13 protein-coding genes, 5 tRNA genes and 1 rRNA gene are annotated in these 15,526 nt (G+C 56.5%); all 19 read right to left on the bottom strand.

The window, feature by feature from the left end:
* Nucleotides 1–62 precede the first annotated feature (62 nt).
* Nucleotides 63–4,136, bottom strand: coding sequence for a DNA-directed RNA polymerase subunit beta (gene rpoB / locus AAF659_RS09735; RefSeq protein WP_349751550.1), 4,074 nt, complete (start codon nucleotides 4,134–4,136; stop codon nucleotides 63–65).
* Between the two features lie 190 nt (nucleotides 4,137–4,326).
* Nucleotides 4,327–4,710 carry a 50S ribosomal protein L7/L12 gene (rplL, locus tag AAF659_RS09730; protein WP_349751549.1) on the bottom strand — a complete coding sequence of 128 codons (384 nt, stop codon included), beginning with the start codon at nucleotides 4,708–4,710 and terminating at the stop codon, nucleotides 4,327–4,329.
* Between the two features lie 36 nt (nucleotides 4,711–4,746).
* Nucleotides 4,747–5,277 carry a 50S ribosomal protein L10 gene (rplJ, locus tag AAF659_RS09725; protein ID WP_349751548.1) on the bottom strand — a complete coding sequence of 177 codons (531 nt, stop codon included), beginning with the start codon at nucleotides 5,275–5,277 and terminating at the stop codon, nucleotides 4,747–4,749.
* Nucleotides 5,278–5,510: 233 nt separating this feature from the next.
* Nucleotides 5,511–6,209: a 50S ribosomal protein L1 gene (rplA, locus tag AAF659_RS09720; RefSeq protein WP_349751547.1), complete on the bottom strand. Its 699-nt coding sequence runs from the start codon at nucleotides 6,207–6,209 to the stop codon at nucleotides 5,511–5,513.
* A 1-nt stretch (nucleotide 6,210) separates the two neighbouring features.
* Nucleotides 6,211–6,642 (bottom strand): 50S ribosomal protein L11, encoded by a 432-nt coding sequence (rplK, locus tag AAF659_RS09715; protein ID WP_349751546.1) that lies wholly within the window; start codon nucleotides 6,640–6,642, stop codon nucleotides 6,211–6,213.
* 101 nt (nucleotides 6,643–6,743) lie between these two features.
* Nucleotides 6,744–7,277, bottom strand: a complete 534-nt coding sequence (gene nusG, locus AAF659_RS09710; RefSeq protein ID WP_349751545.1) for a transcription termination/antitermination protein NusG — start codon at nucleotides 7,275–7,277, stop codon at nucleotides 6,744–6,746.
* A 13-nt stretch (nucleotides 7,278–7,290) separates the two neighbouring features.
* The gene (gene secE, locus AAF659_RS09705; protein ID WP_349751544.1) at nucleotides 7,291–7,659 is read right to left on the bottom strand and encodes a preprotein translocase subunit SecE; all 369 of its coding nucleotides are present in this window, start codon (nucleotides 7,657–7,659) and stop codon (nucleotides 7,291–7,293) included.
* A gap of 30 nt (nucleotides 7,660–7,689) precedes the next feature.
* A tRNA-Trp gene (locus AAF659_RS09700) sits at nucleotides 7,690–7,765 on the bottom strand.
* A 13-nt stretch (nucleotides 7,766–7,778) separates the two neighbouring features.
* Nucleotides 7,779–8,972: an elongation factor Tu gene (gene tuf / locus AAF659_RS09695; protein ID WP_349751543.1), complete on the bottom strand. Its 1,194-nt coding sequence runs from the start codon at nucleotides 8,970–8,972 to the stop codon at nucleotides 7,779–7,781.
* A gap of 57 nt (nucleotides 8,973–9,029) precedes the next feature.
* Nucleotides 9,030–9,104 (bottom strand) — tRNA-Thr (locus AAF659_RS09690).
* Nucleotides 9,105–9,115: 11 nt separating this feature from the next.
* Nucleotides 9,116–9,190, bottom strand: a tRNA-Gly gene (locus AAF659_RS09685).
* Nucleotides 9,191–9,195: 5 nt separating this feature from the next.
* Nucleotides 9,196–9,279, bottom strand: a tRNA-Tyr gene (locus AAF659_RS09680).
* Between the two features lie 47 nt (nucleotides 9,280–9,326).
* Nucleotides 9,327–9,402: transfer RNA gene (locus tag AAF659_RS09675), tRNA-Thr, on the bottom strand.
* A 219-nt stretch (nucleotides 9,403–9,621) separates the two neighbouring features.
* Nucleotides 9,622–10,356 carry a type III pantothenate kinase gene (locus tag AAF659_RS09670; protein WP_349751542.1) on the bottom strand — a complete coding sequence of 245 codons (735 nt, stop codon included), beginning with the start codon at nucleotides 10,354–10,356 and terminating at the stop codon, nucleotides 9,622–9,624.
* On the bottom strand, nucleotides 10,340–11,314 hold the full coding sequence (locus AAF659_RS09665) for a biotin--[acetyl-CoA-carboxylase] ligase (protein ID WP_349751541.1): 975 nt from the start codon (nucleotides 11,312–11,314) through the stop codon (nucleotides 10,340–10,342). Before AAF659_RS09665 ends, AAF659_RS09670 begins: the two co-directional genes overlap by 17 nt.
* Before the next feature lie 57 nt (nucleotides 11,315–11,371).
* On the bottom strand, nucleotides 11,372–13,576 hold the full coding sequence (locus AAF659_RS09660; protein WP_349751540.1) for a DUF6160 family protein: 2,205 nt from the start codon (nucleotides 13,574–13,576) through the stop codon (nucleotides 11,372–11,374).
* A 3-nt stretch (nucleotides 13,577–13,579) separates the two neighbouring features.
* Nucleotides 13,580–14,116, bottom strand: coding sequence for a hypothetical protein (locus AAF659_RS09655; protein ID WP_349751539.1), 537 nt, complete (start codon nucleotides 14,114–14,116; stop codon nucleotides 13,580–13,582).
* Between the two features lie 34 nt (nucleotides 14,117–14,150).
* Complete coding sequence (locus tag AAF659_RS09650) at nucleotides 14,151–15,164, bottom strand: hypothetical protein (RefSeq protein ID WP_349751538.1); 1,014 nt, start codon at nucleotides 15,162–15,164, stop codon at nucleotides 14,151–14,153.
* Nucleotides 15,165–15,451: 287 nt separating this feature from the next.
* Nucleotides 15,452–15,526, bottom strand: a 5S ribosomal RNA gene (rrf, locus tag AAF659_RS15120); the annotation flags it as partial.

The following is a 15,526-nucleotide window of genomic DNA, read 5'->3' as shown; positions in this document are numbered from 1 at the left end:
CGGAGCGTTAATCACTGGCGGTAGCTCTGCGCCACCGCCGTCGCTGCCAAACAGTTTTCGGGTCAGTCCGTCTCGAGATCGATGTCGAGGCCGAGCGACCGGATTTCCTTAACCAGAACATTGAAGGATTCTGGCATGCCCGGTTCCATCCGGTGGTCACCATCAACAATGTTCTTGTACATCTTCGTGCGCCCGTTCACGTCGTCGGACTTGACGGTGAGCATTTCCTGCAGGGTATAAGCGGCACCATAGGCCTCCAGGGCCCAGACTTCCATCTCACCGAAGCGCTGGCCGCCGAACTGCGCCTTACCGCCCAGAGGCTGCTGAGTGACGAGACTGTAGGAGCCGGTCGCACGGGCATGCATCTTGTCCTCAACCAGATGGTTAAGCTTGAGCATGTACATGTAGCCGACCGTTACCGGGCGATCGAAAGCATCGCCAGTGCGGCCGTCGAACAGCTTGGTCTGGCCGCTGGTGTCCATATCGGCGAGCTCAAGCATCTTCTTGATCTCGGTCTCATTGGCACCGTCGAACACCGCAGTCCCCATGGGAACACCACCTCGGAGGTTGTTCGCCATCGTCAGTACTTCCTCGTCGCTGAGCTCGTCAAGGTTCACTGTCGGTGTATCCGTGCCATTGTAGACCTGGTCGAGGAAACTTCGAATCTCACTGACCTTTTTCTGCTGCTCGAGCATGGTATCGATCTTGTCGCCCAGTCCTCGTGCCGCAGCGCCCAGATGGGTTTCAAGAACCTGGCCTACGTTCATCCGGGAAGGGACACCCAGTGGATTGAGAACCAGATCAACCGGTTCGCCCTGCTCGTCGAAGGGCATATCTTCGGTCGGCATGATGGCGGAGATCACGCCCTTGTTACCGTGACGGCCAGCCATCTTGTCGCCAGACTGGATTCGACTCTTAACCGCAAGGTAGACCTTCACGATCTTGAGCACGCCCGGTGCGAGATCATCGCCCTGCTGGATCTTCTCCTTCTTGACCTCGAAGCGCTGCTCCTGATCCTGCCGGCGCTCTTCCAGCTGCTCTTGGGCACGCTCGAGCATGTCATTCAGGGAATCATCCTGCATGCGCAGCTTGAACCACTCGTCAGAGCTGAGCTTGCTCAGGTACTCGGCGTCCAGAGTGTCGCCCTTCTTCACCCCGGGCCCGCTAATGACCGTCTGCCCTTCCAGCGCGCTGATAAGACGCTCAAAGGTCGCGGTTTCAACGATACGGTACTCATCCTTCAAGTCTTTACGGAAGGCATTGAGCTCATCTTGCTCAATAGACAGAGCACGCTGATCTTTCTCGACACCATCGCGAGTAAAGACCTGAACGTCGATAACCGTGCCGCGCTTACCCGTGGGCATACGCTGCGACGTGTCCTTCACGTCAGAGGCTTTCTCACCGAAGATAGCACGCAGCAGTTTTTCCTCCGGCGTCAGCTGGGTTTCGCCCTTGGGCGTGACCTTGCCCACGAGGATGTCGCCGGCATCCACTTCCGCGCCGATATAGACCACACCGGATTCGTCCAGCTTTGAAAGCGCCTGCTCGCCCACGTTCGGGATGTCCGCACTGATTTCCTCAGAGCCCAGTTTGGTATCCCTTGCCACACAGGTTAGTTCCTGAATGTGGATGGTAGTCAGACGATCCTCCTGAGCAACACGCTCAGAAATGAGAATGGAGTCCTCAAAGTTGTAGCCGTTCCAGGGCATAAACGCCATGCGCATGTTTTGGCCCAGCGCCAGCTCACCCAGATCCACCGAGGGGCCATCAGCGAGAGTATCGCCACGCGCGACTTCATCTCCAGGGCTGACAATCGGCCGCTGGTTGCTGCAGGTGTTCTGGTTGGAGCGCGTGTACTTGGTCAGGTTGTAGATGTCGACGCCCGCATCACCGGCGCTGGTTTCATCGTCACGTACCCGAACGACAACACGTGAAGCATCCACGCTCTCGATCACACCGCCGCGTTCCGCGTTGACACAAACGCCTGAGTCTTTTGCTACCGTTCGCTCCATCCCCGTACCAACAAGCGGCTTATCCGCACGCAGGGTAGGCACAGCCTGACGCTGCATGTTCGAGCCCATAAGGGCACGGTTCGCGTCGTCATGCTCCAGGAACGGAATCATCGCCGCGGCTACGGAGACTACCTGCCGCGGGGAGACGTCCATAAAGTTGACCTTCTCTGGCGGCATAACGGTGAACTCGTTCTTGTGCCGCACCGTCACGAGCTCATCGGACAGTTTGCCGTTATCGTCCAGCTTGGCGCTGGCCTGGGCGATAATGTAATTGCTTTCCTCGATGGCGGAAAGATAAACGATTTCGTCTGTGACTTCGCCGTCAATAACCTTTCGGTAAGGGCTTTCTAGGAAACCGTATTTGTTGGTCTGAGTGTACGTGGCCAGGGAGTTGATCAGGCCAATGTTCGGCCCCTCCGGCGTTTCGATCGGGCAGACACGACCATAGTGGGTCGGATGCACGTCCCGCACTTCGAAGCCGGCGCGCTCACGCGTCAGCCCGCCCGGACCAAGAGCCGAAACACGGCGCTTGTGCGTTACCTCAGAAAGCGGGTTGTTCTGGTCCATGAACTGCGACAGCTGGCTTGATCCGAAGAACTCCTTGATTGCCGCGCCCACCGGCTTGGCGTTGATCAGATCCTGCGGCATCAGGCCTTCACTTTCAGCAAGACTCAAACGCTCACGGACCGCCCTCTCGACCCGTACCAGCCCGACACGGAACTGGTTCTCCGCCATCTCACCAACACAGCGGATACGGCGGTTACCGAGGTTGTCGATGTCGTCTGTCTCGCCTTTGCCGTTGCGAATGTCTACGAGTGTACGCAGCACATCCACGATATCTTGTTCCTCAAGAACGCCGGAGCCTTCCAACTCCTCGCGCCCGAGCCGACGGTTCAGCTTCATTCGTCCCACGGCGGAAAGGTCATACCGGTCTTCCGAGAAGAACAGATTATTGAACAGCGTCTCTGCGGATTCTTTGGTCGGCGGCTCGCCAGGACGCATCATGCGGTAGATCTCAACCAGCGCCTCTAACTGGTTGCGCGAGGGATCAATCCGCAGCGTATCGGACATGAACGGACCGCAGTCGAGATCGTTGGTATAGATCGTATCAACCGCCTCGATGCCCGCTTCCTCAAGCTTTTCGAGATGTTCTTCAGTGAGTTCTGTATTGCACTCGACAATCACTTCGCCAGTGCTTTCATCCACAATATCACGGGCAACCACGCGACCATGGAGATAGGAACGCGGAACCTCCAGCTCGCTGACGCCCGCCTTTTCCAGCTGCCGGATATGGCGCGCCGTAATCCGGCGACCACTTTCGACAATGACATTACCTTCTTTATCACTGATGTCGAAGGTCGCAATGTCACCACGCAGCCGACTGGGCACGAGCTCGAGCTTGCAGGACTCTTTACCAAGCGTGAAGCGGCTGTTGTCAAAGAACAGTTCAAGAATCTGCTCGGAGGTATATCCCAGCGCACGCAGCAGAATCGTAGCCGGCAGCTTACGCCGACGGTCGATGCGCACGAATACCGAATCCTTCGGATCAAATTCAAAATCCAGCCAGGAACCACGATAGGGGATTACCCGGGCTGAATACAGGAGCTTGCCTGAAGAATGGGTTTTGCCCTTGTCGTGATCAAAGAAGACACCGGGCGAACGATGAAGCTGGGAGACAATCACCCGCTCAGTGCCGTTAACCACGAAGGTGCCGTTTTCGGTCATCAGGGGCATTTCGCCCATGTAAACTTCCTGTTCCTTGATGTCCTTAACGGCCTTGTTGGAGGACTCCTTGTCATAGATAACCAGGCGCACTTTCACGCGAAGCGGTGCCGCGTAGGTCACCCCCCGAAGCTGGCATTCCTTGACGTCAAATGCCGGCTCGCCGAGCCGATAGCTGACATACTCCAGTGCTGCGTTCCCGGAATAACTGGTGATCGGGAAAACGGACTGAAACGCGGCATGCAAGCCCGTGTTCTTGCGATTATCCGCGTCTGATTCAAGCTGCAGAAAGTCCCTATAGGAGTCGATCTGCGTTGCAAGCAGAAACGGAACATCCATAACGGACGGCAACTTGCCAAACTCTTTGCGGATTCGCTTTTTCTCGGTGTAGGAGTAAGTCATCTGCATTCCCCAGCTTCGGACTCAATAACTGGTGTTCCCGGCCTGAAAGCAGTGCACCGGGTTCGGTCCCGGGTCAGGCCCGGGCACCCGGATCCGTGACCCGGGTGACCTTCATATAACGCGAAAAGGCCGGCGGCATACGCCACCAGCCAATCCGCAGGTTCAGCGCTCTGGACAGCTGTAACAGCCGTTATTTGAGCTCAACAGTGGCGCCTGCTTCCTCAAGCTTCGCCTTGGCGTCGTCCGCTTCTTCCTTGCTAGCACCTTCTTTGACGGTACCGGGCGTGCCGTCAACCAAGGCTTTCGCTTCTTTCAGGCCCAAGCCCGTCAGTTCGCGCACAACCTTGATCACGTTGACCTTCTTCTCACCGCCACTGGTCAGTACGATGTCGAATTCGGTCTGCTCTTCAGCAGCACTGGCTTCCTCACCACCGCCAGCAGCCGCGGGGGCTGCCGCAACAGCAGCCTGAGCGGAAACGTTGAATTTTTCTTCCATCGCTTCAACGAGCTCAACTACTTCCATGACGCTCATTTCGGCGATTGCATTAAGGATATCGTCTTTAGACAGAGCCATGACTATTCTCCAGATTCAAAAATGATAAAAAACCAATCAGGCTGCTTCTTTCTTTTGGTCACGAACTGCAGCTACCGCGCGAGTAGCCTTGGACGGAACTTCATTGAAGGTCCGTGCCAACTTGGTGATCGGAGCCTGCATGACGCTGGCGAGTTGCCCCAGTGCTTCGTCACGTGTCGGCAGTTTAGCCAGCCGATCAATCTGCTCCCCACCCAGCAGCTCGCCACCTACGGCCAGTGCCTTGATTTCAAAGTTGTCGTTTTCCTTTGAAAAATCCTTGAGCAGGCGTGCGCCCGCACCCGGATCTTCCATGGAAAATGCAAACAGGGTTGGACCGGCGAGAGCCTCACTTACGCACTCAAAGTCAGTTCCTTGAACAGCACGCTTCGCGAGCGTGTTACGAACCACCCGCAGGTAGACGTTCTGTTCACGAGCCTTGGTGCGCAAAGCGGTCATATCGCCGGAGTTCACACCCCGGTAGTCCGCAAGGACAACAGACAAAGCACCACTGGCAGCCTCGTTGACTTCGGCGACAATCGCCTTTTTGCCTTCGAGTTGGATTGCCACTGGTTTTACTCCTCAGGTTGTGCCGGCAGTACCGGCGATCAACTCACGCCCCTGAGGGCGCCCTTACGGTGTCTTTGTTCGAAGAGAACGTCTTACACCGTCTGCGCAGGCATTGCTTTAGCCCCTGTACCCTAAAGTTTCGGGGACCTGCGGTCTTTGACAGCCCGGCTCACGCCTAGACTACAAAGCTTGCTACGGGTACCGAAAACCGGTACCCGGTATTCCGCAACCTGTCAGATGGACAGCGTTGACTGATCAATGGTAATGCCTGGCCCCATCGTAGAGGACAGCGTTACCTTTTTAAGATAGACACCCTTGGCGGTTGAAGGCTTGAGCTTTTTCAGATCACCCAGCAACGCCTCCAGGTTCTGCCGGATCGCCTCAGCGTCAAAACTGACATTGCCGACAGCACAGTGCACAACGCCCTTCTTGTCGGTGCGGAAGCGGACTTGGCCGGCCTTGGCATTACCAACGGCGGTTTCGACATCAGCGGTTACGGTGCCAACCTTGGGGTTCGGCATCAGCCCCCTCGGCCCCAGGATCTGGCCAAGTTGGCCAACGACGCGCATGGCATCCGGCGTAGCGATAACGACATCAAAGTTCAGGTCGCCACCTCTGATCTGTTCCGCCAGATCATCCATTCCAACTACGTCAGCACCAGCCGCCTCGGCTTTTTCCGCATTATCGCCCTGGGCAAACACGGCGATGCGTACACTTTTGCCCGTGCCATTGGGAAGGACTGTGGAACCACGCACCACTTGGTCTGATTTCCGGGCATCTACCCCCAGATTCACGGCCAGATCAACGGATTCCTGGAAATTCGTGTGCTGGTCGAGATCTTTCAGAATATCAACCGCTTCGCTCACACTGTACTCTTGGGTACGGTCAACCTTTTCGCGGATCAGCTTCTGGCGCTTGCTTAGTTTTGCCATTTCAGAGCCCCTCCACGTTCAGGCCCATACTGCGTGCCGTGCCTGCAATGGTACGCACAGCAGCGTCCATATCAGCGGCCGTCAGATCGGGATCTTTGGTTTTCACAATCTCTTCCAGCTGTTCACGAGTCACGCTGCCCACCTTATCGGTGTTTGGCTTACCCGACCCGGTCGAGATGCCGGCTGCCTTTTTAAGGAGAACCGGCGCCGGCGGTGTTTTAGTAATGAACGTAAAACTACGGTCATTATACACCGTGATAACTACCGGAATCGGCATTCCGGGCTCCATGTCCTGCGTTTCAGCATTGAATGCCTTGCAGAACTCCATGATATTCAGGCCATGCTGACCCAAAGCCGGCCCGACAGGCGGACTCGGGTTGGCCTTTGCCGCCGCGACCTGCAGCTTGATGTAAGCTTGAACTTTTTTAGCCACGATAACCTCCTGATGGGTTCAAACGCCTTAATGGCTCCCCGTTGAGACAGAAACACACGCAAGGCCCAACAAAGACCTGCGTGTATTTCCCCGGATGACCTTCAGTCTTTTTCGACCTGGCCAAATTCCAGTTCGACCGGCGTAGACCGGCCGAATATGAGAACCGCCACCTTCACGCGGCTCTTGTCGTAGTCAACTTCCTCGACCACGCCATTAAAATCCGCAAAAGGACCTTCTACAACGCGCACAATCTCACCAGGCTCAAACAGCGTCTTCGGCTTTGGCTGCTCAGCACCAGTCTCGACGCGTTGAAGGATAGCTTCCGCCTCTTTCTCACTGATCGGGGCCGGTTTATCCGGTGTCCCGCCGATGAATCCCATGACCCTGGGAGTGCTTTTCACCAGGTGCCAAGTTTCATCAGTCATTTCCATCTGAACCAGTACATAGCCCGGGTAGAACTTACGTTCGCTCGTGCGCTTTTTGCCGTCGCGCATCTCAACAACTTCTTCGGTTGGAACAAGAATCTCACCGAAAAAGTCGTCCATATTATTGAGCTCCACCCGCTCCCTGAGGGACCGCATGACATGCTTTTCAAAGCCGGAATAGGCGTGAATCACGTACCAGCGTTTCGCCATGTGCCGCTCTCTGTTAACCGATCAGACTTGAAACAATCCACGCCACCAGAGAATCCATCCCCCACAGGATCAGCGCCACCAACAAAACGAAACCAAGCACGATGGCTGTCGTCTGAAGAAGCTCCTGCCGGGTCGGCCAGACCACTTTTCTGATCTCGACCTTGGCTTCTCTCATAATACGGGCCAGCTGGCGCCCCTTAGCTGTCTGCAGCGCGACAGCGCCAGCGATAAGCGCCAACGCCACCAGTGCCAGGACACGATAAAGAAGGGACTCGCCCCCGTAGTAATGGTTGCCGGCTACACCTGCCGCCACCAAAGCAATGACGACAACCCACTTTGCGGTGTCAAAGCGGGTCGCCGCCTCTCTGGAACTGGATTCCATAGGGTTCAACTTAGTGGGTGCCGAAATAAATGGCAGGCCAGGAGGGGATCGAACCCCCAACCTGCGGTTTTGGAGACCGCTGCTCTGCCAATTGAGCTACTGGCCTGCACCGAAACTTTTTATTCGATAATCTTAGTCACAACGCCTGCGCCGACGGTTCGGCCGCCTTCACGTACCGCGAAGCGCAAACCGTCTTCCATCGCAATCGGAGCGATCAGCGTCGCCGTCAGCTTGACGTTATCACCCGGCATTACCATCTCAACGTCTTCCGGCAGCTGACAGGTGCCGGTTACGTCCGTGGTCCGGAAATAGAACTGCGGGCGATAGCCGCTGAAGAACGGCGTATGGCGACCGCCTTCGTCTTTGCTGAGAACGTAGATCTCGCCCTCAAACTGCGTGTGGGGCGTAATACTGCCCGGCTTGGCCAGAACCTGGCCACGCTCAACGTCATCACGCTTGGTGCCACGCAGAAGCGCACCAATGTTTTCACCCGCACGACCCTCATCAAGCATCTTGCGGAACATCTCAACACCGGTACAGACCGTCTTCTGCGTCTCACGCAGCCCGACAATCTCAACGTCAGAGCCTGTCTTGACCACACCACGCTCAACACGACCGGTGACAACGGTACCACGGCCGGAGATGGAGAAAACGTCTTCAATCGGCATCAGGAACGGTTGATCAATGGCGCGCTCCGGCTCCGGAATATGACCATCCATTTCCTTGATCAGATTCGCCACCGCAGTGGTGCCATAACCGTTATCGTCCTTGCCTTCCATCGCCATCAGCGCGGAGCCGGTCACGATCGGCGTATCATCACCCGGGAAGTCGTACTCGTTGAGCAGCTCGCGCACTTCCATCTCAACCAGCTCGAGCAGCTCCTCATCATCAACCATGTCGGCTTTGTTGAGGAAAACCACAATGTGCGGAACGCCAACCTGGCGGGACAGCAGGATGTGCTCGCGAGTCTGCGGCATGGGGCCGTCAGCAGCCGAAACCACCAGGATGGCGCCGTCCATCTGCGCCGCACCGGTGATCATGTTCTTGACGTAGTCGGCGTGACCGGGGCAGTCGACGTGCGCATAGTGGCGGTCTTCCGAGCCGTATTCGACATGCGAGGTCGCGATGGTGATGCCGCGGTTTTTCTCTTCCGGCGCGTTGTCGATCTGGTCAAACGCACGCGCTTCACCACCGAATACTTCCGCACTCACGCGCGTCATCGCCGCTGTCAGCGTCGTCTTGCCGTGGTCGACGTGACCAATGGTGCCCACGTTGATATGCGGCTTATCTCTTTCAAATTTTTGCTTAGACACTTGACCTTTCTCCCGCGCCGTTGCCTTTCTTAGTTTCGTTATAGCCAGCTTCAAAACTGGAGCTCATGGGCGGACTTGAACCGCCGACCTCACCCTTACCAAGGGTGTGCTCTACCACTGAGCTACATGAGCTCACGACAACCTGGAGCGGGTGGCGGGAATCGAACCCGCGTCATCAGCTTGGAAGGCTGAGGTAATAGCCACTATACGACACCCGCAAATATGGTGGAGGGGGCAGGATTCGAACCTGCGAAGCTTTCGCGTCAGATTTACAGTCTGATCCCTTTGACCACTCGGGAACCCCTCCGTTTTGCAACCAGCCCGCGGGCCAATTGCTTTAAAACGGTGCTGATCTGGAGCTGGTGGAGGGAATCGAACCCCCGACCTACTGATTACAAGTCAGTTGCTCTGCCTGCTGAGCTACACCAGCTCTGTAACGCCAATCAGCGAGGGCAGTATCCTAAGGATAATTTTCCGGTTTTGCAACACCCTTATCGACTTCAATCACCTGAATCGGCTCTACCCGAGGCAAATTAGCCTCAGGTACCGACTGCGAGGCCGGCTCCGGGAGACGTTCGGTCAGCAGACAAATCGCCAGATTGGCGAGAAAGAGCAATCCGAACAAAATCCGCAAATCCGCTCCCGCGCTTCAAAAGCCGCTACGCATTTCATCAATTACCGCATCCATACCGGCAAAAACCAGCTCCGATTCTACCAGTATTCCCTGACTCAGGCCCGCGGCAGCCATTTCCGCATCACCGCCTGTCAGAACTGTTCTGCCGCGCCCATTCCAGTAAAGTGAGCTGTTGCGAATCAACGCTTCAATGACCCAAGCAATACCGTGATGAACGCATTCGGAGGTCGTTACTCCGGGCGCAGTTCCGTACTCTACGATGTGCCCGGTGCGCACATCTGAAGTCCCAGCCCCAAGCGACTGCATCATCAGCGCGGCGCCCGGGAGGATATAACCCCCACGATGATTACCTGTTTCATCCACATGGTCAATGGTGATGGCTGTACCTGCATCGACAACCGTAATTGGGCCTCCCCACCGGCTGTAGGCCCCGACCATTGCAAGCCACCGATCAACGCCCATGCACGCAGGGTCTTCATACGCGTTAAGCACACCACACTGGCGCGGAGTACTAACAAATTCCTCCACATCCACATTGCCGGCGCTCACAAACCATGCCTTTAGATCTCGCGCTCGCTGTCCTGCAACGGAAGCAAACTCCAATCGAGTGACACGACCGGGAACCATGCCCGCAAGAACACCAGCGCTCACCGCATCCCATGACTCGGCGCCCCGCCCGGCAACAGTCCGATGCTCGTCCAGAATCCGCCAATGAACACGAGAGTTGCCGGCATCAACCTGCAGAATCAACCGGAACCTCCAGGCTTACCTCACCAGCATTCAGGAGGACAACTTCCCCCTGAGGAGTGCGAAGCCGCAGCTGCCCTGACGCATCAATACCATCGCCAACGCCCCGGCAGTCACTGCCCCGGACGGCCACCTGCCGACCGTGCAGGACGTCATATTGCGCCCATTCAAGCGGGATTTCAGGATCGGCCCCGACATCCAGATCCGCTACTGATGCCAGGATGCCGTCAATCAATTGGCCAGCAAGACAATCACGCCCTCCGTCGGGAACCTGCCCTTCCCGGACAAGCGAGGTCCAGGGTTGATCAATAGCTGTTTCGGCTGCCGTCATATAGACATTGAGCCCAACCCCAACAACCAGCCGGAGATCATCCTGGGCTGACCCCTGGAGCTCTGTCAGGATGCCTGCGACCTTGCGCCCATTGAGCCAAATGTCATTGGGCCACTTGATCCCCAGCCCGGTTATACCCAGACGAGCAAGAGCCTGGACGGCTCCCAAGCCGGCACGGAGGGTCACACCCTGTACCGCCGCAGCTCCCGCATCGGTTTCCAGGCCTATACTGAGGTAAAGGTTTTGGGCGAAGGGGCTGAACCAGCGCCGACCGCGGCGGCCCCGGCCCTGCAGCTGCTGTTCAGCAAGACAAATCCGGGGACCCTCTGAGCAACTGGGCTGCTCCATCAGGACTGCGTTGGTTGACTCGACAACCGGCTCCAGAATCAACTCCGGCTGTGGAGTGCGCCGGGACAGCACCTTCTCAACGGGCTCACGGGAAAGCAGATCAAGCGGTTCAGCAAGCCGGTACCCCTTACCACGAACCGACTCCACCTCAACGCCAATTTCCTCAAGACGGCGCAGTTGCTTCCACACGGCAGTACGCGTCACCCCCAGATGGTCCGCGAGGTCCGTTCCGGAATGCAGCTTTCCGTCCGCGAGTAGATGGATCAGAGAATAGAGGTGCATGCGGTCTCCTAGCCTGTTCCGGCTAAGGTAACCAACAAAGCACAGGAAAGGAACACCTCAGGGAATCGGGGTCGCGCTCAGATTGGATTCCATATCCATGTTCTGGATGCTGACACCCTGCAGGGCTGTCGCCGTGGAGCTGTTGCCGCTCCCATCGTTATGGACAAGATCCACACTGCCCACATTGAGTTCCCTGAACCTTGTACGCGTATTCACATGCAAGCCCTGCTGCAGTCCCTGCGCCGACTCCACCTCACGGACATCGACGGTCAGGTCCGTCTTGATTCCGAAGTCATTCGTCGCTGCGCCCGGGCCATCCGAAGTGTGAACATTATCGAGCACCAGCTGCATTCCGGTTCCGTTTTCAGGGTTACCGTCTCCATCCGTCGTCCGTCCGGTTTCCCAAAGGAAGCGGTTCCGCTTTTCCCCAACCGCTTGATTGAAGATGCTTGTGAGTGCCAACTTAAGCCCTTCCTTCCCTTCCGGGCCTGTAATTACCATCTCGCTGTTCTGACCATAGCGCTGCCAGACAATGCGCCCGAAGCTGGCACCGTCTTGTGCGTCACCGACGCGCAGATTTCCCACGTCCATGGTGCTCCAGGCTTCCCCACGCATGACCCGGAGGCCGTTCTTAACCACTTCCAGGGTCATATCACGAATGTGGCCTTCGTAGGACAGATCGTCCGCCCAGATTCCCTGGCCAGACTCCTCAGTCAGCGACCCGATTCGCCCATCCTCAATATAGAGATCTGAGTTGATGGTGATTCCCTCGCCACCAGCAACGCCCGGGGTCAGGGTATACTGGCCATCCATATTGCCGAATTCGAAAGACCGGTACACACCAAGCGCACTCAAAAGCTCCACGCCGCCCTGCACTTCAGCCCCTTCTACAGAGCCTTTAGATCCGACACGGATACCATCCATACGGTACCCACCCGAGATTCCCTCAAACCCCACACGAAGGCCCTCATAGAACTGAGTACCGCCCAGTTTCTCATCGCCTGTTACGTTAACGGTTACATCACCGCGCCCCCAGGACTGTATCCCGTCAAAAAGCACTGAACTGCCATCGGTCGTCCACGTCAGCGCTGCATCCGCAAGACTCCACTCGGAGGCGAAGCGCATGCCCTCATCGCCTGCATCCGAGTGTCCCCCTGCCATCACATAAGTCTGGTTGCCGAAAGCGTCACCATTGATGGTCTGGTTCTCGTAAAGCCAGCTGAGATCGACGGAACCTATGTTGCGGCCTCCGTCACGGCTCCCTGCATCAACGCCAAGCTTTATATCGCCAATACTGAGATTACCTTCCGCGCGGGAGCCGCTACCGTTCAGGGTGAATGCCAGCCCTTGGCGCCCCGCATCGGTAAAATCCTTGCCCACTTCAATTCGCAGATCCTGGACCGAGGAAGTGCCAGAGATGTCACTCAACACTAAGCCGTAGCCATTGGTTTTATAGAGGAAGTTGGCTGTATTGAGCGTTGTATCAGCATTAACCTGGAGCCCTTCTGCCCCCTGGCGACCGCCCCCGCCACGGATCTCGAATTCGGAAACAAAGTCCATATACGCCTCAATCCCGCCCATGCTGGCGCGGTTACTCTGATCACCGCGAACAGGGGTTGAACCCTCGGCGTAACGAATCGCCCCTATCCCCACTTCCAGCTCAGTTGGAGCCGCATACTCAACGATGCCGTTGTTAACATCGAGCGTGTGATCTGAGGCGATGGCAGACACCGTCACCTCATCGAGAAAGAGCTGATGCCCATTCGTCTGGTAGCCAAAGCGTGATCCCTGCATCGAGAGGTCTGAGTTAAAGGTATACCCCTCCTCTGACAGCGCCCCGCCCGGCGTGATCCGGAACCAACCATCCATATTGCGATCCATCCAGAACGACCCCATGCTCTTGGTCCCGCTGTCATCCAGCGAAATACCACCAACCGATACACGTTCGTCCTGTATATCGACACCGATCTCAAGGCTGTCGTCGTTCAGCAGATCTAGTTCATAATCCCGTCTTGCCAGACCATTGGGATCGGACGCGGAGCCTACATCGATGTCTTCAAGATGAATGCCGTTACCATTGGTGAAATAGCTGAAACGGTCCACGGAGGCTTCGGTGGCCATTTCCATGGTGACACCGGCCTGCCCTTGAACCCCAGCCAGTTCGGCATCGTCCATGGCTTCCATGGCACATACCGGCCCGATTGCGGCATAAAGTACTGCACCCGTTAACCAAACCCTGCGATGGCCTACTGGTATCGTCATTGCTCAAGGCTCCGTAGGGAATATCAATGCATTGCCATCCAGTGTTACATCGCCTCCAATCTCCACGTTGAGGCGATCAACCTGCTGGAAATCATTATCAGAAGGGCGGGCGGTTGAACTGGTTGCCATGGTGTAGCTGAAATCCGTAAAGCTCGCGGTTTCGGGCATCCCGATCTCTATGACTGTGCGATTGAAGTCCGCAGCATCCGAGCCGAATCCGGTATCGCTTCCGGTGATCAAACGGGTCGCAAGGGTCAGCCCCATGAACTCGAAGGTGCCCTGAAGATCATCCAGTACAATCCAGCCACCGCCCTGGTTCAGCTGCGCGGCGACTCGCGCACCACAACGCTTACCGTTATTGCAGTCGAACCCGACTGCCTCTCCCTTCAAGGGACCGCCGGATTCGTTGAACGTGACATCACCGGAAAGCGACATTCCGCCATACTGCCCACTGACCCCTGACAGAGCCTGATCACTCATGGATTCCATGTCAGCGGTGACAGTTCCAGCGAGACCGAACCAAGCAAGCAGGGCAAACATTGAGTGTCTGATGGAATACGCAGGTATAAGCATCTCAGTCCAGACTCCTTGTAGTCACATTCAGCTTCTGGAACAGCATGCCCTTCATCCGAGTCTCACCCATGTCCTGCCCACCAACCTTCAGATTACCGACTTCAATGTCGCTGCGGTACTCGCTGTTGTTGTAATAGTCCGAGTAGAAATTATGGGTTTCATCGTCGTCGCTGGACCCGTCACCAGGGTCATTAATCGGATCCGGTGAGCGCGCTTTAGTGATGGTTTTCAGCTCAAAATTGAAATTTCCAGGGCCGGCGACGGTTTCCCCATCGGTCGTAACTTGTTGACCAACACCCAGAACACCCATAAACAGAGGCTGATGTGCGTTGCCCAACGCCAACTCCATCATGAAGTCATTAAAGGCAATCTGGCTGTTACAGTTGGTTCCGCCCTGCTCACAGGCACTGACCGTAAGACTGGGCGTATAGAAATTGGTCTGAATGCGACCACGCAGCTGCTGCCGATCGTCATCCGGGGTCGCACCCCAGAGCTGAATATAGCTGCCATCTACAACAGCTCTTTTGGCATGGATGTTAACCGATTGGGGTGAGGCAGTGCCGGGCTGAACCGTCGCCTCAAAGCCGACATCCATGCGTTCACCGCGAATGTCATTTCCGGAATCCGCTCCGCGGCTGACACAGCCGGTGTCCGCCCCGCCGGGCAGACATTCAACTCCGTTGGCCTGTGAAACCTTTGTCGGAGCTGCATATTCAAAAACCGCTTTACCCGCTGCATCACCGCCAACTGCATCACCATCGATCAGGTCAACCTGGAAAGGGTTGGTCAGGCGCCCAAGATTAACGGTCTGGAGATTTTCTCCCTTCTGGCTTGCAGAGCCCCCGATATACAGTTGATTCACCAGAACGTCGACGTCATCGCCGGCACTGTTGGTGATGCCACTCAATCTGAACGTCTGATTATTATCGGGATCGTGTCCATGAGCAAAGCGGAAGTCCTCCATGACGATGCCGACGCCCTGCCCCTGAACCTGTGCCATCTCCTGCTCGCTCATGGGCTCCATCCCGGACGCCCAGGTCGCAGGTATGCCGGCGACACAACAGAGTGCGAATGCCAGGTTCGTTTTCAGGATCCTATCCGCCAATTGCCAAACTCCTGAACCGGGAACGGAAAAGCAAATTCCTTGTGCTACAGCATACTCAGGCAGGAAAGTAATGCTTTGATTCAGTCAACAGTTTTCGCGGACAGGCGAAAGGAAAATGCGTCGCTTACAGGAAATGGGACCTGAGTCACACACAAAAAAGCCCCGCGCGGAGTTGCCGGCGGGGCTTGGGTGTAGGGGCCTGACGATGACCTACTCTCGCATGGGATCTCCCACACTACCATCGGCGCTGAGTCGTTTCACTTCTGAGTTCG

Origin of the sequence: Salicola sp. Rm-C-2C1-2, from assembly GCF_040196175.1 — a bacterium.
Taxonomy (GTDB): domain Bacteria; phylum Pseudomonadota; class Gammaproteobacteria; order Pseudomonadales; family Oleiphilaceae; genus Halospina.
The sequence above is the reverse complement of the archived record's forward strand: the minus strand, read 5'-3'. Positions and strand labels throughout refer to the sequence as shown.

Bases quoted from the DNA above. Each gene is read 5' to 3' on its own strand.
- rpoB (WP_349751550.1), bottom strand. From the start codon at position 4,136: ATGACTTACTCCTACACCGAGAAAAAGCGAATCCGCAAAGAGTTTGGC.
- rplL (WP_349751549.1), bottom strand. From the start codon at position 4,710: ATGGCTCTGTCTAAAGACGATATCCTTAATGCAATCGCCGAAATGAGC.
- rplA (WP_349751547.1), bottom strand. From the start codon at position 6,209: ATGGCAAAACTAAGCAAGCGCCAGAAGCTGATCCGCGAAAAGGTTGAC.
- nusG (WP_349751545.1), bottom strand. From the start codon at position 7,277: ATGGCGAAACGCTGGTACGTGATTCACGCCTATTCCGGCTTTGAAAAG.
- secE (WP_349751544.1), bottom strand. From the start codon at position 7,659: ATGGAATCCAGTTCCAGAGAGGCGGCGACCCGCTTTGACACCGCAAAG.
- AAF659_RS09665 (WP_349751541.1), bottom strand. From the start codon at position 11,314: ATGCACCTCTATTCTCTGATCCATCTACTCGCGGACGGAAAGCTGCAT.
- AAF659_RS09660 (WP_349751540.1), bottom strand. From the start codon at position 13,576: ATGACGATACCAGTAGGCCATCGCAGGGTTTGGTTAACGGGTGCAGTA.
- AAF659_RS09655 (WP_349751539.1), bottom strand. From the start codon at position 14,116: ATGTTTGCCCTGCTTGCTTGGTTCGGTCTCGCTGGAACTGTCACCGCT.
- AAF659_RS09650 (WP_349751538.1), bottom strand. From the start codon at position 15,164: ATGAGCGAGCAGGAGATGGCACAGGTTCAGGGGCAGGGCGTCGGCATC.